This is a genomic window from Tetragenococcus solitarius NBRC 100494 (assembly GCF_001544195.1).
Classification (GTDB): domain Bacteria; phylum Bacillota; class Bacilli; order Lactobacillales; family Enterococcaceae; genus Tetragenococcus; species Tetragenococcus solitarius.
The window spans coordinates 25,264-45,263 of the sequence record NZ_BCPY01000018.1 but is presented as its reverse complement, the minus strand read 5'-3'; the positions used below and the strand labels follow the sequence as shown (position 1 = coordinate 45,263).

24 protein-coding genes are annotated in these 20,000 nt (G+C 35.1%); 16 read left to right on the top strand and 8 right to left on the bottom strand.

The window, feature by feature from the left end; genetic code table 11:
• Positions 1-397: 397 nt before the first annotated feature.
• The 10 genes from TS1_RS06820 (at position 398) to TS1_RS06780 (ending at position 8,088) form a co-directional block, all read left to right on the top strand.
• Entirely contained in the window at positions 398-1,330 is a 933-nt protein-coding gene (locus tag TS1_RS06820; RefSeq protein WP_068709130.1) for an ABC transporter ATP-binding protein, read from the top strand.
• A 15-nt stretch (positions 1,331-1,345) separates the two neighbouring features.
• On the top strand, positions 1,346-2,614 hold the full coding sequence (locus TS1_RS06815; RefSeq protein ID WP_068709128.1) for an ABC transporter permease: 1,269 nt from the start codon (positions 1,346-1,348) through the stop codon (positions 2,612-2,614).
• Positions 2,615-3,697 carry an ABC transporter permease gene (locus TS1_RS06810; protein WP_068709126.1) on the top strand — a complete coding sequence of 361 codons (1,083 nt, stop codon included), beginning with the start codon at positions 2,615-2,617 and terminating at the stop codon, positions 3,695-3,697.
• A 347-nt stretch (positions 3,698-4,044) separates the two neighbouring features.
• Positions 4,045-4,701, top strand: a complete 657-nt coding sequence (locus TS1_RS06805) for a TetR/AcrR family transcriptional regulator (protein WP_083498259.1) — start codon at positions 4,045-4,047, stop codon at positions 4,699-4,701.
• 95 nt (positions 4,702-4,796) lie between these two features.
• The gene (locus TS1_RS12810; protein ID WP_281177364.1) at positions 4,797-4,919 is read left to right on the top strand and encodes a hypothetical protein; all 123 of its coding nucleotides are present in this window, start codon (positions 4,797-4,799) and stop codon (positions 4,917-4,919) included.
• A gap of 33 nt (positions 4,920-4,952) precedes the next feature.
• Positions 4,953-5,144 carry a hypothetical protein gene (locus TS1_RS06800; protein ID WP_068709123.1) on the top strand — a complete coding sequence of 64 codons (192 nt, stop codon included), beginning with the start codon at positions 4,953-4,955 and terminating at the stop codon, positions 5,142-5,144.
• Between the two features lie 357 nt (positions 5,145-5,501).
• Entirely contained in the window at positions 5,502-6,122 is a 621-nt protein-coding gene (locus TS1_RS12390) for an aggregation-promoting factor C-terminal-like domain-containing protein (RefSeq protein WP_083498258.1), read from the top strand.
• 192 nt (positions 6,123-6,314) lie between these two features.
• Positions 6,315-6,953: a uracil-DNA glycosylase gene (locus tag TS1_RS06790; protein ID WP_068709121.1), complete on the top strand. Its 639-nt coding sequence runs from the start codon at positions 6,315-6,317 to the stop codon at positions 6,951-6,953.
• A 12-nt stretch (positions 6,954-6,965) separates the two neighbouring features.
• The gene (locus tag TS1_RS06785) at positions 6,966-7,394 is read left to right on the top strand and encodes a GNAT family N-acetyltransferase (RefSeq protein ID WP_068709119.1); all 429 of its coding nucleotides are present in this window, start codon (positions 6,966-6,968) and stop codon (positions 7,392-7,394) included.
• 202 nt (positions 7,395-7,596) lie between these two features.
• A complete protein-coding gene (locus TS1_RS06780; protein ID WP_068709117.1) occupies positions 7,597-8,088 on the top strand; it encodes a CvpA family protein in 492 nt (163 codons plus the stop codon).
• Positions 8,089-8,248: 160 nt separating this feature from the next.
• Here TS1_RS06780 and TS1_RS06775 read toward each other — a convergent pair whose 3' ends face one another.
• A complete protein-coding gene (locus TS1_RS06775; protein ID WP_068709115.1) occupies positions 8,249-9,184 on the bottom strand; it encodes a helix-turn-helix transcriptional regulator in 936 nt (311 codons plus the stop codon).
• A gap of 76 nt (positions 9,185-9,260) precedes the next feature.
• Here TS1_RS06775 and TS1_RS06770 point away from each other — a divergent pair, with 76 nt between their 5' ends.
• Positions 9,261-9,734 (top strand): VOC family protein, encoded by a 474-nt coding sequence (locus tag TS1_RS06770; protein WP_068709112.1) that lies wholly within the window; start codon positions 9,261-9,263, stop codon positions 9,732-9,734.
• Positions 9,731-10,240, top strand: a complete 510-nt coding sequence (locus tag TS1_RS06765) for a ClbS/DfsB family four-helix bundle protein (RefSeq protein ID WP_068709110.1) — start codon at positions 9,731-9,733, stop codon at positions 10,238-10,240. The genes TS1_RS06770 and TS1_RS06765 overlap by 4 nt, the downstream gene beginning before the upstream one ends.
• Before the next feature lie 54 nt (positions 10,241-10,294).
• Here TS1_RS06765 and TS1_RS06760 read toward each other — a convergent pair whose 3' ends face one another.
• Positions 10,295-11,059, bottom strand: a complete 765-nt coding sequence (locus tag TS1_RS06760; protein ID WP_068709108.1) for a MerR family transcriptional regulator — start codon at positions 11,057-11,059, stop codon at positions 10,295-10,297.
• Between the two features lie 270 nt (positions 11,060-11,329).
• Here TS1_RS06760 and TS1_RS06755 point away from each other — a divergent pair, with 270 nt between their 5' ends.
• Together TS1_RS06755 and TS1_RS06750 are read left to right on the top strand one after the other, a co-directional pair.
• Positions 11,330-11,791 carry a helix-turn-helix domain-containing protein gene (locus TS1_RS06755; protein ID WP_068709106.1) on the top strand — a complete coding sequence of 154 codons (462 nt, stop codon included), beginning with the start codon at positions 11,330-11,332 and terminating at the stop codon, positions 11,789-11,791.
• Between the two features lie 61 nt (positions 11,792-11,852).
• Positions 11,853-12,953: an alpha/beta fold hydrolase gene (locus TS1_RS06750; protein WP_245610111.1), complete on the top strand. Its 1,101-nt coding sequence runs from the start codon at positions 11,853-11,855 to the stop codon at positions 12,951-12,953.
• Between the two features lie 40 nt (positions 12,954-12,993).
• Here the strand turns inward: TS1_RS06750 and TS1_RS06745 are convergent, their stop codons facing one another.
• From TS1_RS06745 to TS1_RS06735, 3 genes are all read right to left on the bottom strand, one after another.
• Positions 12,994-13,536: a DUF2812 domain-containing protein gene (locus TS1_RS06745; protein ID WP_068709104.1), complete on the bottom strand. Its 543-nt coding sequence runs from the start codon at positions 13,534-13,536 to the stop codon at positions 12,994-12,996.
• On the bottom strand, positions 13,533-13,853 hold the full coding sequence (locus TS1_RS06740; RefSeq protein ID WP_068709102.1) for a PadR family transcriptional regulator: 321 nt from the start codon (positions 13,851-13,853) through the stop codon (positions 13,533-13,535). Before TS1_RS06740 ends, TS1_RS06745 begins: the two co-directional genes overlap by 4 nt.
• A 441-nt stretch (positions 13,854-14,294) precedes the next feature.
• A complete protein-coding gene (locus TS1_RS06735; protein ID WP_068709101.1) occupies positions 14,295-14,993 on the bottom strand; it encodes a MerR family transcriptional regulator in 699 nt (232 codons plus the stop codon).
• Between the two features lie 136 nt (positions 14,994-15,129).
• On the opposite strand from TS1_RS06735, the gene TS1_RS06730 reads away from it, so the two are divergent.
• Positions 15,130-16,584 (top strand): excinuclease ABC subunit UvrA, encoded by a 1,455-nt coding sequence (locus tag TS1_RS06730; RefSeq protein ID WP_068709099.1) that lies wholly within the window; start codon positions 15,130-15,132, stop codon positions 16,582-16,584.
• 6 nt (positions 16,585-16,590) lie between these two features.
• Positions 16,591-17,562, top strand: a complete 972-nt coding sequence (locus TS1_RS06725; RefSeq protein ID WP_068709097.1) for an ATP-binding cassette domain-containing protein — start codon at positions 16,591-16,593, stop codon at positions 17,560-17,562.
• A 207-nt stretch (positions 17,563-17,769) separates the two neighbouring features.
• Here TS1_RS06725 and TS1_RS12660 read toward each other — a convergent pair whose 3' ends face one another.
• The 3 genes from TS1_RS12660 to TS1_RS06710 all read right to left on the bottom strand — a co-directional run bounded on the left by TS1_RS12660 (position 17,770) and on the right by TS1_RS06710 (position 19,986).
• A complete protein-coding gene (locus TS1_RS12660; RefSeq protein WP_217994585.1) occupies positions 17,770-18,678 on the bottom strand; it encodes an IS3 family transposase in 909 nt (302 codons plus the stop codon).
• Complete coding sequence (locus tag TS1_RS12655; RefSeq protein ID WP_217994584.1) at positions 18,669-19,352, bottom strand: helix-turn-helix domain-containing protein; 684 nt, start codon at positions 19,350-19,352, stop codon at positions 18,669-18,671. The genes TS1_RS12660 and TS1_RS12655 overlap by 10 nt, the downstream gene beginning before the upstream one ends.
• Before the next feature lie 103 nt (positions 19,353-19,455).
• Complete coding sequence (locus TS1_RS06710; RefSeq protein WP_068709095.1) at positions 19,456-19,986, bottom strand: type 1 glutamine amidotransferase domain-containing protein; 531 nt, start codon at positions 19,984-19,986, stop codon at positions 19,456-19,458.
• Positions 19,987-20,000: the final 14 nt, after the last annotated feature.

Genomic DNA, 20,000 nt, shown 5'->3' with positions numbered 1-20,000 from the left:
ATTTAGATAAAACGACAGAAAGTAATAATATACGCCGTGCTTTGGATGTTGTATTAAGTAAGCCGGAAAACTTTACTCACGATTTGAAAGGAACAGCATCCACAAGTCAATTTACCCAAGCAGTCATCAAACAAGTGCAGCAACAATCGTTTCATTAAGTTTGATGTAAAAATCGAATAATGTGACAAAAGTCATGTTGATAAATGACCAGAGACAGTATTCAAGCTGTCTCTGTTTTTTTATAATAAAAATAGAATTTAAGAACAAGTAACTTGAGTATATATGATAATTTGGAAAATTTTTTTAGAAATGGTTCTGGTAGATTAAAAAAATGTTGCACCTATTCTTGCAAATAGTAGATACAGCTAAAGACAATAATTAGAAGGAGCACATGAAAATGATAGAAGTACAAAATTTGACAAAGAAATTTAAGAAAAAAGTGGCAGTAGAAGATATGAATTTCTATTTGGAAGACGGCGAATCAGTAGGTTTGCTCGGACCTAATGGGGCGGGTAAGTCGACCACTATTTCCATGATATCGACCTTGATGCCGCCTACCCAAGGGTCGATTAAGTACAATGGAAAAGATGTATTAAAAAAGCCGAATGAATTGCGGAAAGACTTAGGAGTTGTTCCACAAGAGATTGCCTTATACGAAGAACTATCTGCTTATGAAAATATGAAATTCTTTGGAAAAGTTTACGGGCTATCAGGAAAGATGTTAGAAAATAAAATTCAAGAAATCTTGGAGCTAGTCGGGCTGACAAATAGACAAAAAGAAGCGGTGGAAACTTACTCAGGGGGGATGAAACGACGCATCAATTTGGCGGTTGCATTGATGCATAACCCTAAAACATTGATCATGGATGAGCCGACAGTAGGCATCGACCCACAATCTAGAAACTATATATTAGATATGGTAAGGAAATTAAATCGTGAAGAAGGGCTTACTATTTTGTATACCAGTCATTATATGGAAGAAGTCGAAAAACTGTGTGACCGAGTATACATTATGGACGAGGGACATGTGATCGCTTCTGGGACGAAAAACGAGCTAAAAAGTATTCTATCTAATGAAGAAACGATCAATATTCAAGTGGAAGAAGCCAAAGTTGAGTTTGCGGATTTATTATCCTCTTTACAAGGAATAAATCAAGTAATGGAAGATGATTTAGGGTATAACTTGATTGCATCAAAAGGAGAACAGCTACTCGGAGAAATATTTGATTATGCTAGGCAAACTGAAGTTAAAATTTTAGGCGTTCATGTTCAGACACCTACGTTAGAAGATGTATTCCTACACCTAACGGGACGTAAACTGAGAGATTAGGAGGGATGGTAAACGATGTTTAATTTAATCAAAAAAGATTTTTTATCGCTTTCCAAAAGTAAAAGTGACCTTATTGAACTTTTGCTTATGCCTCTTATTTTGATTGTCATCTTAGGATTTACTTTGGGTGATATTCTAATGGGTGATTTTAACGTATCTACTTTTAATGTAGGAGTCGTAAACAACCAAAACTTTGCAGCAGATTTAAACCGTCTGGAAGACGACCTTTTAGAAGAGGGGATGTCAGAAGAGGCAGTTGGTGAACTTATAGCAAGCACTAAAGAAACTGATCCAGCCAGTATGCTAATAGACCTACTGACAGGTGAAGAATTTAAAGATCTTATGGTGGTTCAGGGATTTGAAGATGCTCAATCAGCTCAAAAAATGATGGAAGAAGATGAACTAGCTGGATACATCACTATTCCAGAAGAGTTCAGTTATGAAGTATGGCAGTCCATTTATTTTGATGAAGATCCATCAGCTACCTTAGAAGTAACAGGTCAAGGTGAAGGTGTGGTTTCTTCTAGTATTCTTCAAAGTGTAGTGCATAGTTTTAGCGACGAGTATAATTTAGAAGCTTCTATTGCTCTTGCAACTGATGGCGAAGCTGAAGTAGAAGAAGATGAAAGAGACTACGGAAAGATAACACAACTTTCTGTGGAAGAACCAGTAGATGCTTTCCAATATTACACAATTGGGATGGGCGTAATGTTTGCCCTTTCGACAGCTTCAGCGTTAGCGAGCAGAGCATTTAGAGAAAAAGAACAACATGTTTTTGGCCGAATCATGCTGTCTGGCACAAAACCATTGACTTATTTGAGTAGTAAAATGATATCTGGCACGTTAATTACGTTTGTTCAGCTAAGTGTTTTGTTTACTTTTTCAACTATATTTTTTGGAATATTTGATGGCAAGAGTACTGAGTTTTGGATGAATATAACTTATGTAACGGCTTTATATTCGCTAGTTATAGGAAGCATAACAAGCTTACTTACCTCTATCTCTTTATATGCAAATGATAACAGTACAGTAGGATTTTTTTCTTCCTTTGTTTCTGTGTTTGCTTTTATAGGTGGCAGTTTAACACCAGTCGACCAATTTTCGGAGACTTTACAGCGAATGGGAAATTGGTTGCCTAATGGCGCTGCAATGACGTCTTATTTGCAGATTTTTCAAGGATTTGATTTTCAAGACGTACTTCCTTTAATGATACGGGTTATTGGCGTTACGCTTGTTTGTCTGGTCATTGCCGTTATTATTTTTCCTAAAAGGAGGCTAGATTAAATGTTTAATGTATTTTTGCTCCAGTGGAAAAGGCTGATGAAGCGACCATTTTTAATCCTGATGTTTACAGGACTGACATTTTTATTTGTTTTTTTCATGGGTGGTATTCAAATTGCTACTTCTGTGGAGGTGCCAGTGTATAGTAATAACTTAACGAATGCTGGATTAACTGAATGGGTCGATCGTTTAAACAAAGAAGAAGCGATGGTTTTTGAAGAAACTGATTATGAAAATGCACAAGAAGATATTCGTATGAATAATATTCCCTTTGCTCTTGAAGTAGGCGAAGAAAATTATCGTTTTTTAGTAGGTCACGAAAGTGAAAATTTACGAGCTGTTGATCAACATGTTCGTCAAGTATTTAGTGAATATAATCGCTTAGAAGAAGTAAAAGAGGAGTTTCCGCACAATGACATTGAAGTTAAAGAGCTCATAACAGTTGAAGAATCTTTAGGCAGTGGATTCGATAGAGCTTATACAGAATTTCAATTAACTGTACTCATTGGAATGGTGTTTTACTTTTCCGTTTTCACTATTTTATTTTTACAAATAAAACTTTTAGAAGAAAAACGAACTGGGACATGGGACCGCTTGATCATGACTCCACTTAAGAAAACACAGATTTATTTAGGGAATTTATTCCATTATTTTTTAGTCGGACTACTGCAGATCATACTTTCTTTTTTCATTCTAACCAATATGTTAGGAATCGATGTGGGCACCAATTATCTGCCTATGATAGCTATTGTCTTGTCGTTCACGTTTGCGATTGTTTCATTGGGGATCTTTTTGATAAGTGTAGTACCATCACCACAATCGTTACAAGTGGTTATTCCACTTATAGCGACTTCTATGGCCATGTTGAGTGGCGCTTTTTGGTCAATTGATTTAGTAGAAAATCGATTTATATTATTTTTAGGCGAATTAATGCCTCTTAAACATGCAATTCAGAGTATGATCGATGTTATTATAAATGGTTATACTTTGTCAGATGTTATCCAACCTGTTGGCATTTTATTACTGATGGGTACTTTATTTATGGGCGTTGGTATCAACTTGATGGAACGCTCAACACATGCTTAGGTAAAAAGACATCTCTATTTGATAGAGGTGCTTTTTAATTTTAATTGGCGATCAATACAAACAGCTATAGTTTTTGAAGAGTTCAGGCTTAACTTTATGGGAAGAAAAGTATAAAATAGAACAAAATTAAATGGAATATTTATAAATGATCTTGTATTCATTGCTTACTAAAGAGGTGTTTATAATTAATAAGTTAATGAAGAAAGCGGACCATCAAGTATTGAATTATTTAACCGTGGCCGCTACTTTTTTGATGGGATTTATTGACGCGTACTTGTTGGTTTTGCTTTAGGTGCCTTTTTGGGTGAAGCGGTCATCCAAAAAATTAAACAACCAATACTTAAGCAATATCAAGCGTTCCTCTTAATACAAGGGATTATATTATTTTTCGTGGCTATTTTCCAAAGCAGTCTTTCAGATTCTCTGATGGTCTTTTTATTGGGGCTAGTTTTAGTGCTGCTCGAAGTCTTTTTCTAAAGAAAGGGTTTAAAAAGATCAATGTTGCAGCAATCACGAAGCAAGCAAACATAGCTGTGGGTACCTTTTATAAGTATTATTCTTCTAAGGAAGAAATTTTTTATGAAGTTTATCAAGCAGAAAATGAAGTAGCCAAGCGTAAAATTGTTACGCAGGTTGACACTAATCAATCACCTAAAGAAACAATTAAGCAATTTATCACAACGATCATTCAAACAAGTAAACAAAGTCCAATTTTAGCAGAATGGTATCAAAATACCGAAGTTAGCCAATTAATTAGAGATTACGATAAAAACGAAGATGACTGGCAAAATAGCTTTGTGTATAGCTTTTTGGTTAAAAATGTCCAACGCTGGCAAGAGATCGGTGAATTTCGTCAGGATATTGATATGGAAACAACCTTAGCCCTTTTCAATTCTTTGGTTGTTGTTGATAACCACAAAGAAGAAATGAGGGCCAATAATTACCCGCATGTATTAGAATTGTTAGCAGATATGATTGTGGACGGACTTAGCGTAAAAGAATAAACGCCACTAAATGTAGTGGCGAATTATTTTAAAATTTAATGAATGAATATTTTTTATATTCATTCAAAAAGAACTAGTTAAAGGAGGAACATAGGATGAATTTAAAAACGAAAGGAGCGAATACAATGGGGCTACAAATCTTGGGCTGGTCTATAGTGATTATTGGATTAATTCTGGTTGTTTGGGGATTTTTTGAACTTCCAGTAAGTAAGTCATGAACGCAAGACTTTTTGAGCCTGGCAGTGAGCGGTATGGTACTAGTAGCTGGCGGCTTAGCTATTCTTAAAGCTCCGGCATGGCTCATTATAGCAGCTATTATTATTGCAACTGTCCTATTGGCGATATATATTTGGAATTTCAACATGAGTCTAGCTAATACGCTGATTAGTTATGTTGTCACTCTAGCTTTTGTCGGCTGGTTGACTAGTTTGATGATAAAATAATATTTTGAAAAAATAATAAAAGGTGAGAACTCGCTAAACTGTTATTTCGTTTTAGCGAGTTCTCATCTGTCTATTTTTAGAGAAGAAAAAAACAAAATGTCCGTCTTTTTGGAAAAACAAAAAAGTTTTCCAGAAAAGCTTTCATTTTTTTGCTACTTAAAAAATTGACTAAATAAGTTAATAGCTAGTAAAAACTAGTGTAATAAGCTTTTGTCTATTGAATATTTCATTTTGTTTTCATTTCGTTATAAATGTAATGAAATGTTATATACGCTTAACATACAAAACACTATTTTATGGTAAATTAATGGGCGTGGAAAGACCACATAGTTAAAAAAATCTCGGAGGTACTTATTCATGAAACTTAAGAAATTATTACTAGGAACTGCACTAACAGCAGGAACGATTTTCGCGGTTAGCACGACTACTGCAAATGCAGATGAAATTTATACAATCCAATCGAATGATTCATTATCAAAGATTTCAACTAAATATGTTGGAGACAAGAGCTTGGTTGGTCCAATCGTTAAAGCCAATCATATTGAAGATGAAAATATGATTTATGTAGGTGAACAGTTAACGATCCCAACTGATGGAAAAGATACTAAAGCACAACAAGCTCCAGTACAAGAACAAACAGCATCTGCATCTGCTCCAAAACAACAAGTAGAACAACAACCAGCAGCTGAACAACAACCAGCACAAGAAACTTCGAGTTCTAATGGTGGTTCGACTAAGGCTCAGTTCTTAGCCGCAGGTGGTACTGAAGAAATGTGGAATACCATCGTTATGCCAGAGTCTGGCGGAAATCCTAACGCAGTGAATCCTCTAGGATACCGTGGCCTTGGACAAACAAAAGAGTCATGGGGAACTGGTAGTGTAGAAGAACAAACAAAAGGCATGATTAATTATGCGAATAGTCGTTATGGTTCTGTTGCAAATGCATTAAGCTTTAGAAGTGCAAACAACTGGTGGTAATTATTTACCTATAAATATATTGTAAAGTCCTTGTCTATATTAGATGGGGACTTTTTATTTTAACTACATAAATAGGCAAGAGAAAATATTATTCAGCGTGCTTAATGGATTTATTTTGTACAATAGAGGGAATTATGATAGCCTTTTCTTATAAAAAGCTTTGAATTGCATGGTAAAAAGGAGCGAACAAGAGTGGATTATCCAAACAATTTAAAAAAAGAAATTATAAATCAAAGCAAAAAATTTCAATTAGAGGGATTTTTGCCAGGCAGAGGAGCAGAGAATGCTATGGTGATGCTTGTAGCTGAAGCTCCTGGACAGACAGAAATTAAAACACAAATTCCTTTTAGTGGCCAAGCGGGAAAGGGGTTGGATGCAGCGCTTGAAAGAATTCGTCTCCAAAGAAAAGATATCTATATGACAAGTGTAGTTAAAAGTCGACCTTATAGCGTAAAGAAAAAGGGAGAAAAAAGAAGCTATCCTAATCGTACGCCTAATAAATCAGAAGTCCGTCTTTTTGCTCCACTTTTTGATTATGAAATAAAAACTGTTCAACCCCAAATTATTGTTGCTTTGGGAAATAGTGCTCTAAAACGAATATTGGGAAATCAGTACACGGTTTCTAAATATCATGGGAAAAAATTGGAACAGCCTATTTATCAGCTATCAAACGATAACAAAAATTATGAGGAAACCGAAAAGAAGTACTTTATTTATCCTATGTATCATCCTGCTGCAATTCTTTATAATCGTAATTTGAAAGAAACGATAAACAAAGACTGGGATCATTTGTCTACAGTCATTGAAAAGGTGACAAATACCAAAAAGTAAGGAGAGAATTGTATGATTCGGACAATGGAGTTAAAAGATGCTTCGGCTATTCAAAACATTAATAAGGAAAGTTTACGGTATGATTTCCCCATACAAGATACCTTAGAAAAACTAAAAATAATTCAAAATTTACCGAATAACCAAATCTATGTTTACGAAAAAGAGGAGCAAGTTATTGGCTACATTCATCTTGCAGATTATGAAAATACCTATCATAAAAGTCTAAAAAATATTTTGACATTAGCAGTGCTTCCAAAAAAACAAGGACAAGGGGTAGCTTCGCAATTATTAGAAGCAGGTCAAAATTGGGCCAAAAAACAAGGAAGCGCGGGAATCCGTTTAGTCTCAGGTTTTGAAAGAAAGTCAGCCCAAAAATTTTATGAAGCAAAAGGTTTTAGGAAACGCAAAGATCAAATAAACTACATTAAGTGGTGGGGATGAGTTTTTTGTAGCACGTAGAAGGTAACTGCAGATGTATAACAGTAACAACTGTATTAAATTATAAAAATTATAAAAATGAGAAAAGTTTAACATAAAGTCCACATTAATAGGTAGAATACAGTTAGTAGAAAAGACGTAGTTGGAATTTAACGGTTTTAGGTTTGTTACAGACAGAAAAAATAGACGAAAGGAAGAAATGACAATGTTACTTACATTGCTTATTGTACTTTTTCTAGCTGGTGGATTCTTTATGGGACTCAAAAGAGGCTTAGTTCTTCAAGTCGTTGGTTTAACCGGCTTTATTGTTGCACTTGCTGCTGCTTATCTTTATTCAGGTGCTTTGGCCTCTTATCTAAGATGGATCCCTTCACCAGATGCTGTGAGCGGTATAACAGAAGGTTTTTACTACCAAGCCATTGCTTTTGTACTTTTATTCATTGGCATAAGAATTTTGTGGAACATTTTAGGTTCTTCACTAGAATTTTTGGCTAGTTTGCCTTTATTAAACATTGCAAATCGTTGGCTTGGGGGAGCTTTTGGTGTTGTAAAAGTATATGTGGCGATTTTCTTGTTATTAAATCTTATTGCATTTGTACCACATGCTGCTGCACAACAAACGGTTTCGGATTCAACATTAGCTCAATCCATTGTAGAAGGTACCCCCGTTCTTTCGGAAAAAATGGCAGAATTATGAGTATGATAGATTTATAAAACGAAAAAAGACTTGATAACTTTCTATCAAGTCTTTTTTATTCTGGAAAACTTAAAAAAGAAAACCTGTTTTAACAATTGATTGGTAGCTTAATAAGTTGTTTTGACTGAAAAAACTTTGTTGTTAAATACGGTTGCTTCGTTTATTTGTTTTGATCGAACATACGCACAAGTAAACAAAGGTATTCTTCTTTTAATGCAATAGGTTTTAAAATTTGTATTTGATCGCCAAAAGCAAGTAGGTAATTTGCAAGAAAGTTCAATTCGCTTTTGTTGATTTTTCCTATGATATAAGTATCGGAAGTTGTTTTGGCTAACTGCATATTCGAGAATGGATGCTTTAAAAAATATTCTTTACCAAGCGAAGTGGTTTTTACTTTAAACTCGATATTTCTATAGCTTTCTTGTTGGGCTAAAAGCGAAGCTTGTATTTCTTCGTTAGTTAACTTAAGGGTATTATTTTTTGTTACCTCTAGGATTTCAATAAATTCGCAGCGATAGGTGCGCCATGCGTTTTTATCTAAATCTAACCCACTACAATACCAAAAGCCATCGATGATAACCAAGCGAATAGGTAAGATGTTTTTTTGGTCCTTTTCATAACGCGTATAATTAAATGTGACGATTTGGTTGTTTAAAATACTACTAAATAATGTTTCTAGATTGTTCGTTGCAGCAATTTGTTTAATACCCTCATAGCGAACGCTTTCCATTGCCTGGATGATTTGTTGTTGTTTTTTATCATTAAATGTTTGTAAAAGTTTTTTTCTAATCTGTTCGTAGGAATGTTCAAATGGAGAGTCAATAATTGAATGTAGCAATTGTAAAGAAAAAAAGATGGCAAAAATTTCGTTTTCTTTAAAGTAAACCGGGGGTAAAAGGGAGTTATCCAACACTTTATACCCGCCATAACGACCATTATCTACGTATAGAGGGACTCCTAAACGTTCAAGTTCTTCAATGTCACGGAGCGCTGTACTTTTAGAAATATGAAACGTATTTATTAGGTCTGCTAGATTAAATTTTTTATGTTCTTTAAAAAAGAAAAGTTCTTGATTGATTCGTTCAGATTTTTTCATTATATCCTCCAACGGTTTCAAGTATTGACATCTTTAAATGCTACAATCATTGTAACAAAAAGAGAGGATGAATAGCATGAAAGAATTAGAATTTGCGATATTTTTATCGTTGAATGGTCAAGCAGAAGAAGCGATCTCGTTTTATCAAAGGGTTTTTGAGGGGAGAGTGTTATTTAAAATCAGTAATAAAGAATTTAAAGAACAATTGAACTCGGCAATGAAGCTGCCAAAAGGTCAGGAAAATTTTATTTCTCATTCGATTGTACAAATTGGAGCATTACAGTTACAAATTGCAGATAATCCGATTTATGAGCAAATGAACTTTACGCAGGGAAACCAGGTTTCCTTTAGTATTTTGCCACAAGATTTAACGACGGCTAAAAGACTTTATGAAAAAGCCGTACAAGAAGAGAAAGTCAAAGTCATTCAAGCACCTTTGGAAAACGAATTTGCTGACTTTTATGCGATTATTCAAGATCCGTTTGGTACAATAATTCAGCTTACCAAAGAAAAAGAAGTTGATCCAAGTAAGAAGGGAGAACCTAGATGAAACAATATAAGAATAAGCAAGAATTGATAGACACGATTTGTGACAAATATAAAAAATATATTGCCGAATTTGAAGATATACCAGAAGAGTTACGAAACAAACGAATTAAGGAGGTTGATAAAACACCATCGGAAAATTTGTCTTATCAATTAGGTTGGATTAATTTGTTATTAAATTGGGATAAAAAAGAACAAGCAGGATTAGATGTGCAGACACCTGCGGAAGGGTACAAATGGAATAATCTAGGAGGACTGTACCAATCTTTTTATATTACCTATGGAAAGTATACTTTAAAAGAGCAGCTTGAACAGTTAAGTGTGGCTGTTAACAAACTAGATACGTGGCTGAATACACTGACCAACCAAGAATTATTTGATCCCAGACAAAGAAATTGGGCAATGAACAAGTCTGAGTGGCCGGTATGGAAATGGGTTCATATCAATACAGTAGCTCCATTTACAAACTTTCGAACGAAAATTCGTAAATGGAAAAAAATAACGCTTTAAAATAAACCATCATAAACAACCTTGTTCTGTAGTTGTTTGTGATGGTTTTATTTTTTATTCGTCTTCAGCATATTTCATAACCACGTCATGCAAAAGTGAAACGACCTCTTTTTCTGCACGTTCATTATAGTATTTGGCAAAACGGTCGTCTGCTAGATACATTTGTACTAATCCTCGGTGTGCTTTAGCTGAATAGTTTGGCCAAGTATAGGACAACCATTGTTTATGAAGTCTATAAACTTCTTTTGCCGCCTGACTTTCTAGATCCTTGCTTTGGGCTAATTGGTCTAGACGAACAAATAATTCGTTTTCTGCTTCTTGCATCTTTTGAAAATCTTCCTGGCTAAGATTCATAAATTTTTTGTTTGATTTCTCGATGGTTTCTTTGCCATATTTTTCTCGAATCTCTTTACCGTATAGTTTTTCATTTTCATTTAAACGTTCTTTTTTAAATCCTTCAAATTTTTCTTCGGCACTCATTTTAATTTCTCCTTTCTTCGATTGGATGGTCTTTTTCACGGTGATTAACAATTGCTCAATTTTTTCTTTTTCTGCTTCTAGATTTTGCTGATGTTCTTCTAAAGCGGTCAATGCATGAAATCTTGGATTGTCCAGTATAGATTGAATTTGTTTTAACTGCATTCCTAACGAACGATAAAGTAGAATTTGCTGCAATCGATCGATTTCATCATCACTATAAATACGGTAACCTGCCTCAGAAATAGACGCGGGCTTTAGTAAAGCAATTTGGTCATAATAACGCAGAGTGCGTGTACTAATGCCAGCGATATCAGCGACTTGTTTGATCGTATATTCCATTGGGTTTCCTCCTTTCATTTTTTACTATAAAGGTTTACCCAACGTAAAGGTCAAGTCATTATTTAATAAATAATATGAAAATAATTTTACAGATAGAAGAGAAGGGATTAAATAACAAAAATCCGATGATTTGCGAACGTTTCACGGAGATTTTTTATTAAGATGCTAAAAGTATTCACTGGTAACCATCTTTAACATTATTTGTTAAAAGCGGTTGGTTGCTTTGTACCTATTATAGGGTAAACTGAACGTATGAAAGAAGTGAAAAATATGACTGAACAGACAAATAAATCAATAACGATGCATAAAAACCTAGCCTTTTTGCGGAAAAGCCATCATTTAACGATTGAAGAAGTTGCAGAAAAAATAGGTGTATCAAGACAAGCAGTAGCAAAATGGGAAAAGGGCGAAACAATGCCAGATGTTATCAAATGCGATGCTCTTGCTACTTTTTATAATGTAAAAGTGGATGATTTATTGCATTATGATGGAGCAACTTCAGTAATGCCGATAGCGCCAAAAGGCAAACACTTCTTTGGCACAGTGATGATAGGCGAAAGAGGACAAATCGTTATTCCGAAAGAAGCAAGAGAATTGTTTCAATTAAAAGCAGGTAGTCGCTTAATTGTCTTAGGTGACGAAAACCCTGGGTATCAAGGTTTGGCCTTTATATCAGCAGATACTTTTTTAGATTCTATGCAAGAAATTTTAGATCATTTTTATCCAAAATAAGTATCCAATGAGTCATTAACTAATGATGGAAAATTTACGAAAAAATAGGAGGTGTCACGTGATGTTTTGGTTGCTACTTTTGACAGTTATTATCTTGCTTATTCTTTTTTATGCTTATCAGAATATGCATTACGACAGAAAGATTACTCAGCTTATTAAAAAAGCAAATATGAGTGAAAAACAAGTTGTATTACCGGATGGCTCGGTTTTAAATTATGGGGAAAATCCGAGTAAAAAGACTCCCTTATTATTATTGCATGGACAAATTGTTTCTTGGGAAGATTACGCAAAGGTCCTCCCCCTTTTAACAAAAGAGTACCATATTTATGCCGTGGATTATTATGGTCATGGCGGTTCCAGTAAAGATCCTGACAAATATTCAGCCCATGTGATTGGTAAAGATCTTATTTGGTTTATTGAAAATGTTATTAAAGAACCGGTTATTGTTTCCGGTCATTCTTCCGGCGGGCTGTTAACGGCATGGTTGGCGGCGAACTCTCCTGACAATATACGAGGGATTGTCATTGAAGATGCTCCCTTTTTCTCTACTGAAGCGAACCGAGCAGAACATACCTATGCAGGTAAAGGATTTAAAAATAGTTATAATTTTTTGCAAAAAGAAACAGAAAATAATTATACAAAATACAGCTTAGAGCATGATTATATGCAAACATTTTTCAATAAAAATGGGAAAGATAATTGGGCAAAGATTGTTAAAAATCCTGCTTTATCTTATATGAAAAAGCATCCAGGGCAAGTTCCTCGTATTTGGTATTATCCATCGATATTAGGCGTGAATCGCATTTACGACTTAACCGCTAACCTACAAGATGGCACGGGAGAATATGATTTACGCTTTGGCGCCAGCTTTTATGATTATTCATGGTTTGACAACTTTGACCAAACCGAAACTTTAGTAAATATCACAGTGCCGACGATTTTACTTCACGTGGCTCCTAGCAATGAAACTGCGCCGAGTTACTATGATAGTCATGGAACTTTACTTTCAGCTATGGACGAAAAAGATGCTGCCCGGGTCATTGATCTTGTTGAAGGCGCAGAATTAATAGAGGGTTTTCAATCAGCACATGATATTCACCAAGATCAGCCCAAGCAATTTGCGAAGATTCTTATTGATTTTAAAGAGAAGATAAAGAGTTAATTCTCCATTGAGCCTTACGAAAGAAAAAATCCTGCGTTTCTTATCCATATTCTTGTAATTTTTGAATTTTTTTCGCTAAATTTACAATCATTTTACCGTATAAAACAGCAATGCCTCCGCTAATCAATATAAGAAAGAGAAATAAAAACGGACTCTTAAATATAAGACTGCCGACAATTAAAGGCAAAAAGGCACAAATAAACAGTAGTAGGGCAAAACGAGCCCATCGCTTTTTTATCTTACGAAAAAGTTGAATTTTTGATGAAGCGTCGGTAAATATTTCTGTGCTTCCAGTTTGGCTGTTATTTTTTTTAAAATAAACCCATTCGCCATCAAGTATAGGAAGAGAAAAAATAGGTTCCCAACCGCTATCTCTGAAAAGTTGGAGGTATTCACTTTTATCGCCATCATCTGAAGCGTGGTAGTCGATCCGATAATAAGTATCTTGCGGTTTGTCTTTTTCAAAATAATATCGGAAACCTCGATAATTTTTAAATTGCCAGCCTTTTTGTGCCATTTTACGTAAGTAAAGTTCTTCTTTTTCAAAGTTATCTACGGTGAAAAATTTAAAAACTTTTTTCATTGATCGTCAGTCCCTTCCGCATTTCTATAAAGTTCTCTGATCCTTGCCTTTTCAATATTTAATAGTTCATTCCCCAATTCAGTTATTTGATAAATTTTACGTTTATCTTCTACTTTTACAATCTCGATTAGTCCATCTTTTTGCATTTTAGACAACCCTCCATATAAGGTGCCAGCGCCCATTTTAATCCGCCCTTTAGTCAATTTTTCAATATATTGCATGATAAGATAGCCGTATCGTGGTGTTTTTAAAGATAATAAAATATAAAAAGCTGTTTCAGTCATGGGGACATAAATTTTTTTGATTTTTTTGTCCATTAGTATATCGCACCTCGATATATAAGTTTTGTTTAGTATATCGTAGTACGATACATATGTCAAAAAATAAATTGATCAGAAAAAGAGAAAGCAAATTCTTTTGGAGCAAAAATTATGCAGTTTGTATAATAAACATTCAATAGAATTAGCAAAAGAATTAATTAATATTGTATAAGGAAGAAAAATGAGTGAGACGATTCATGATTTGTTAGCTAACAGTTTCTATGTATTGAGCAGGCAGAGTTTTTCTACGATGGGTGGGGAGCTTTTACAATGTCTTGATTTTTCTTTGTGTACTTTATTCTACTTAAAGATGAAGGAAGATTAGGAAGGCTGTTATTAGTATTGTTCTAAGGAGAAGCCGCTTTAATTGGGATTTGGAACTGAGTTTGGAAAGATAAAAGTAGAAATAGAAAAAAGGAAGAAAAAATTTCAAAGAAATCATTCATCCTTTTTAGACATCATTTTTTCGCAATAAGTCATGTAAGAAGAAATTCCTCGCAATTGCATTGCCAACTGTTTATCCAATTCATTGTTAACAGTCGTGTAATGCTTTTTAATACTTGTCAGATTTTTATCATCGATTTCGTCAACGATTCCTTTTATCACTTCGAGATTATAGATACTTTTACGCAATAAAGAGATAATAATTGTTTTACGAACTTCGCTTTTTTCATAAAAGCGATACCCACTACTTTTATCTCGAGTTGCTTCAATAAGTCCTCTTTTTTCCCAATAACGAATGGTTGAAGATTGAATATCCGCAAATTTTGCTAATTCACCTATGCGCATGGTTTGTTTTTTTAATGATTTTTGCGGAACTGAAAGAATAAATTCTTTATGCATCTGCAAAGTTTCTTTTTTCTTTACTAAATCTTTTTGAGATTGTGCAATGATCCAATTGGCTTTTATAAATTCCCTTTCTTTGGCTAATTTCATCAATTGGTAGGCAACTGCAATATCAAATCCTTTTAAAAGGATCCGAATAGTTTTAAAAGTAATAAAATGAATCTCTTCGTACCGTCTATGTTTTCCTTTGGTATAGAAAACAGGAGGTATCAGTCCATTACTTTCATATCTTTTTAAAGTCGTATTGCTAACGCCTATGTACTCAATCATTTCTTTCATTGTATATTCCATATATTCACAACCTTTAAATAAAACCTTAAACCCCATAGTTCATTTTAGTATAACATTTATCGCTTAGTTTCAGTATTTTTTTGTAGAGAAATAGAATATTGCTTCAATCTGATAGGATGAATAGTGAGGTGATGATATGGATATAAAAATAAGAAATGCTTATGAGAAAAATTTAAGAAATGTTAATTTAGAGATTCCTAGAAATAAATTTACGGTTATCACAGGTTTGTCTGGTTCTGGAAAAACAACACTGCTCAAAGATACTCTCTACATTGAAGCGCAAAGGCAGTATTTAGAAGCGATGAGCTATCAAGGAATACCTAAACCGAAAGTAGATGAAATTAAAAATTTGTCACCTGCAATTATCATTGATCAAGAAGATCGAAATGATAACTCTCGTTCAACTCTAGGGACACAAACAGATCTTTATACAGACTTACGCATGATTTTTGAGAAATTGCATCAACGCAGTTGTCCTAACTGTCATAAAATCATTTCAGCAAGTGATGCTAGAGAAGAAACTGTAAAAATTGACGGGGAGTTTAAAGTTTATATGTACTGTCCTAACTGTCATTATCGAATGGAAAAGTTAGCAAGGACTCATTTTTCCTTCAATACAAAAGCAGGGGCTTGTCCAACTTGTAAGGGAATGGGAAAAAACTTAGTTATTAAAGATAGCCTTTATCAAAAAGATAAAACGATACTTGGCGGAGGTGTTGCCCCTTGGCCTAAAGGTTATGCTGAATACCAGTTTAAATCGTATGTTGCTTTATTGAAACATCTCGAAATCCCCATTCCAGAAGCTGTTCCATTAAAAGAACTTACTTCAGAACAATTTGACTTATTAAAAAATGGGATCTATTCAACGGAGATTTCGGAGAAGAAAAAAGAAACGTTACCGAAAAAAGTAGCAGAGGGAAGATACGAGGGGGTTGAACCAAAAATTTGGCAAAAAATTGCTGAGAAAAAAACTATCCCCAAAAATCTTAAAGGATACATTCAAGAAGATGTATGCCCGGCTTGTCAGGGGGAAAAATTAAATCCATTAAGCCGCTCTGTAACAGTTTATAATCAACGATTGCCTGAGATTGTAAAAGGAGATTTAAAATATGTATTGGATTGGACAGAACAAATCAAAGAGCAAAATGACGATCAGATGAATGATTTAGTAAAAGATTACCTTTTAGATATAGAAATTAAAATTAAGCGAATTTCGAAATTGGGCCTTGATTATTTATCGCTAGATCGACAATATTCTACTCTTTCCGGTGGAGAGGCGCAACGGCTTAAACTAGCGGCTGTTTTAGATTCTCAGATGACGGAGTTAATCGTTATCCTTGATGAGCCAACAATCGGACTGCATCCTTCCGATACAGAAGGTCTAATTGCCATGATAGAAGAGGTTAAGAAGCGTAACAATACAGTTTTAGTTATTGAACATGATGAAGAAATGATGAAACAAGCCGATTATATTGTTGAAATGGGTCCTAAATCTGGGAAAAAAGGCGGAAAAGTTGCAACTACAGGTACCTATGAGGAACTGATAAATAATACACAATCGTTGCTTTCTCAATCAAAAGGGTCAAACTAGCAGCAAATGAGTTATAAACGTGATACAAAACAAATTGCTGTAAAAGTGAAAAATACAAAAATGCATAATCTCAAAAATATATCCCTTAGTCTTCCGGCAAATTGCCTATCTATTATTACGGGCGTTTCAGGTTCTGGCAAATCAAGTTTACTTTTGCAGGAAATTGCAGAAAGCCAGTTGCAAGATAGTAAAGTCATTGAGTGGGAAAAGTCATTTAAAGATATGATAATCATTACACAAAAACGACCGACACGGAATAAACGCTCGCTCATTGCTACCTATTTAGATGTCTTTGATGAGATTCGTAGTCTTTTTGCTAGAGAATCAAAAAAAGAAAATTTTTCTTTTTCCGCCTCAGATTTTTCCTTTAATGCTGGCAATGGGCGATGTCCGAACTGTCAGGGATTAGGAGTGATCGAAAGTCATCAATTATTCTTTGAAAATATGGAACTGACTTGTCCAGTTTGCCATGGAAGCCGGTATAAAGATAAGATTTTAAAAGTCAAAATTGATGGATATTCGATTTCAGATGTATTAGGTTTTTCCATTCAAGAAGCGATTGGTTTTTTTGCAAGAAATGGATTGAACTATAAGCCTTTAACGCTTTTAACCAAAACAAATCTTGGGTATATCTCATTAGGACAAGGGACGAATTCGTTATCAGGCGGTGAAATGCAACGATTACGTCTTACCAGAACAATTTCTCAGCAAAAAGGTAACCATCATCTTTTTATTTTAGATGAACCTACAATAGGGATGCATAAAATCGATGTATTTCATTTTATGGAATTGATTCAAAATTTAATCGAAGACGGCAATACCTTTTTCTTTATTGAACATAACTTAGATGTGATAAAACAAGCGGACTATGTCGTGGAATTAGGTCCTAGTGGCGGTAATGATGGTGGGGAAATTATATATTCAGGAGAGATTGGACCATTTACCCAATTGAATACTAAAACATCCATTTATTTATAGTAAACAAAAAGCCGAATCTAATTCAAATTGATGGGCGCCCCGTCAAGTGGACACGGAAATATAATAAAATTTTTAGAGAACGATTGGCTGATTTTTGGCCAATCGTTCTTTTGTTTTTATGATGATTAAACCTTGACTACGATTGACTGAAGTATACTTTTGACGAGCGAAACCCCAAATATTTCACGCATGAAAAGTATACGACGATTATGCGGCCATCAAAAGTTGCTGGTGGACTTGTAATGGTGTTTTTGTTTTCAAACAACGTTGATAGCGGCCGTTGTTGTAATAGTGAATATAGTTTTCAATCATGGAAACCAGATGTTCGCGACTTGTAAATTTCCGACGATAGTACTTTTCCCGTTTTAATGTTCCCCAGAATCCTTCCATGGGACCATTGTCAATACAACGCCCCACGCGAGACATGCTTTGTTTCATGCCCTGTTGCTTTAAACGAGTGTTCATCGGTTGACTCGTATATTGAAACCCACGGTCACTATGAAATAACGGGTGGGCATCTGGCTCACGACGTACTGCCTCATCGAAGGTGTCAAACACTAAACGATTGTCATTTCTGTCGCTGAGGACAAACGAGACAATCCGACGATCCGCCAAGTCCAGAATGGCACTAAGGTAAACTTTCTTTACTTGATCGCCTTCATAATACTTAAACGCACTGACATCGGTTAACCATTTTTCATTGGGTTTATCCGCATGGAAATTCCGATTTAAGTAGTTCTTGGCAATATGATAAGGATTTTTGGCAGCCTGGGTACTTCCGTTAGAATGATGTTTGACTGTGGATTGAATTTGAAGGCTACGACAAATGCGCAATACTCTTTTGTCATTGACGTGTAAGCCATAATCTTGCACCAAGTCATCCCGAATTCTCCGATATCCCTTGTCGTTATCTGCCTCATAGATATATCTGATTAAATCTGCCAAGTGTTCGTTAAAAATCGTTTGCGCGGATTTTGGTTGCTTTAACCAGCGATAATAGGCGGATCTTGAGACATGGAGAAACGCACACATGGGTTGAATCGGATAATTTTTGACCTCGTGGAGCGCTTTGATTGCTTCATATTCAAAAACATGGCGGATAAGGTCTAGTCCCACTTCCTTTCTAACGCCCTGACTTTTTTTAAGAGGTCATTTTCCATTTCTAATTGTTGGATACGACGTTCTTTTTCAGCTAAGCGATCCCGCATTTCTTCTTCTGGGGTTCGACTAGGTTTTGTTCCCGCACGATGTCCTCGTCGGTCTTTTAACCCTTGTTCACCCATCTTGTCATATTTCAGTACCCAGTGACGAACTTGTTGGTAGGACACTTGATATTTGAGGGCTGTTTCTCCATAGTTCCGATCGTGCAAAATACAGTAATGGACGATCTCTATACGCTCTTTAAAGGTTGTTTTTCTAGATTGACTCATTTGACTTCCACCGCTTCCTGATTTGAAGTTTCCATGAGTATTATATCCCTTAATCCAGTCTCGTAGTTGTTTATCACTTCTAAGTTTATATTTTTTTGTAATATCCTTAAGGCTTCCTGTGCCACTTAAATAATCATTAACTGCTTGGAGCTTTGTTTCAATACTGTAATGAGCATTCTTCTTTTTTGGTAGTAGACCCGTCGGACCTTCATTTTCATAAATCGTCAACCAATGTCTTAAAGTATCATTACTGATCCCCAATGTACTAGCGATATGATTCAAGCTATCTTTACCCCTCAGATAGCTTTCTACTGCCTCTACCCGTTTTTCTAGGACAAGCTTCATCTTCCTTTTTGACACACAAAATCCCCCCTATATAGGACTTTTATATTTCAGTGTCCTATATAGGGGGAGCATATCAAATTAGGCTCGGCTTTTCATCTATATAATTATTGTAAAAATTTTAACGATGATATTTTTCCATCACTTGAATCAGCTCAGGCAAATAGGCCGGCAAATCAGGGGGCCTTCTACTTGAAACAAGCTGTCCGTCGGTAACAACAGCTTCATTGACCCAAGTTGCACCCGCATTTGTCATATCATCTTTAATGCCCGGCGTGCTGGTTACTGTTTTTCCTTCCAAAATACCGGCTGAAATTAATACCCAACCAGCATGGCAAATTTCACCAATGGCTTTATTGTTCTCTTTCATATGTCTTACAATCTCTTTAACTTCAGGGAAGCGACGTAGTTTATCCGGAGCCCATCCACCAGGTACAATAACTGCATCATATTCTTCAGGGTTAATATCGGCAAAAGCATAATCAGATTCAGCTGGAACACCGTTTTTTCCAATATAAGTTTGTTTAGCTTCTTGTCCAACTAAATCTACTTGAGCACCTTCTTCGCGCAAGCGGAGAACCGGGTACCACAGTTCTAAATCGTCAAAATCATGATCGACTAGCGAGATAACTTTATGATTTTCTAAACGCAATCTAATCCCTCCAT

Bases quoted from the DNA above. Each gene is read 5' to 3' on its own strand.
- TS1_RS06820 (WP_068709130.1), top strand. From the start codon at position 398: ATGATAGAAGTACAAAATTTGACAAAGAAATTTAAGAAAAAAGTGGCA.
- TS1_RS06815 (WP_068709128.1), top strand. From the start codon at position 1,346: ATGTTTAATTTAATCAAAAAAGATTTTTTATCGCTTTCCAAAAGTAAA.
- TS1_RS06810 (WP_068709126.1), top strand. From the start codon at position 2,615: ATGTTTAATGTATTTTTGCTCCAGTGGAAAAGGCTGATGAAGCGACCA.
- TS1_RS12810 (WP_281177364.1), top strand. From the start codon at position 4,797: ATGAATTTAAAAACGAAAGGAGCGAATACAATGGGGCTACAAATCTTG.
- TS1_RS06800 (WP_068709123.1), top strand. From the start codon at position 4,953: ATGGTACTAGTAGCTGGCGGCTTAGCTATTCTTAAAGCTCCGGCATGG.
- TS1_RS12390 (WP_083498258.1), top strand. From the start codon at position 5,502: ATGAAACTTAAGAAATTATTACTAGGAACTGCACTAACAGCAGGAACG.
- TS1_RS06785 (WP_068709119.1), top strand. From the start codon at position 6,966: ATGATTCGGACAATGGAGTTAAAAGATGCTTCGGCTATTCAAAACATT.
- TS1_RS06780 (WP_068709117.1), top strand. From the start codon at position 7,597: ATGTTACTTACATTGCTTATTGTACTTTTTCTAGCTGGTGGATTCTTT.
- TS1_RS06775 (WP_068709115.1), bottom strand. From the start codon at position 9,184: ATGAAAAAATCTGAACGAATCAATCAAGAACTTTTCTTTTTTAAAGAA.
- TS1_RS06770 (WP_068709112.1), top strand. From the start codon at position 9,261: ATGAAAGAATTAGAATTTGCGATATTTTTATCGTTGAATGGTCAAGCA.
- TS1_RS06765 (WP_068709110.1), top strand. From the start codon at position 9,731: ATGAAACAATATAAGAATAAGCAAGAATTGATAGACACGATTTGTGAC.
- TS1_RS06760 (WP_068709108.1), bottom strand. From the start codon at position 11,059: ATGGAATATACGATCAAACAAGTCGCTGATATCGCTGGCATTAGTACA.
- TS1_RS06755 (WP_068709106.1), top strand. From the start codon at position 11,330: ATGACTGAACAGACAAATAAATCAATAACGATGCATAAAAACCTAGCC.
- TS1_RS06750 (WP_245610111.1), top strand. From the start codon at position 11,853: ATGTTTTGGTTGCTACTTTTGACAGTTATTATCTTGCTTATTCTTTTT.
- TS1_RS06745 (WP_068709104.1), bottom strand. From the start codon at position 13,536: ATGAAAAAAGTTTTTAAATTTTTCACCGTAGATAACTTTGAAAAAGAA.
- TS1_RS06740 (WP_068709102.1), bottom strand. From the start codon at position 13,853: ATGGACAAAAAAATCAAAAAAATTTATGTCCCCATGACTGAAACAGCT.
- TS1_RS06735 (WP_068709101.1), bottom strand. From the start codon at position 14,993: ATGGAATATACAATGAAAGAAATGATTGAGTACATAGGCGTTAGCAAT.
- TS1_RS06730 (WP_068709099.1), top strand. From the start codon at position 15,130: ATGGATATAAAAATAAGAAATGCTTATGAGAAAAATTTAAGAAATGTT.
- TS1_RS06725 (WP_068709097.1), top strand. From the start codon at position 16,591: ATGAGTTATAAACGTGATACAAAACAAATTGCTGTAAAAGTGAAAAAT.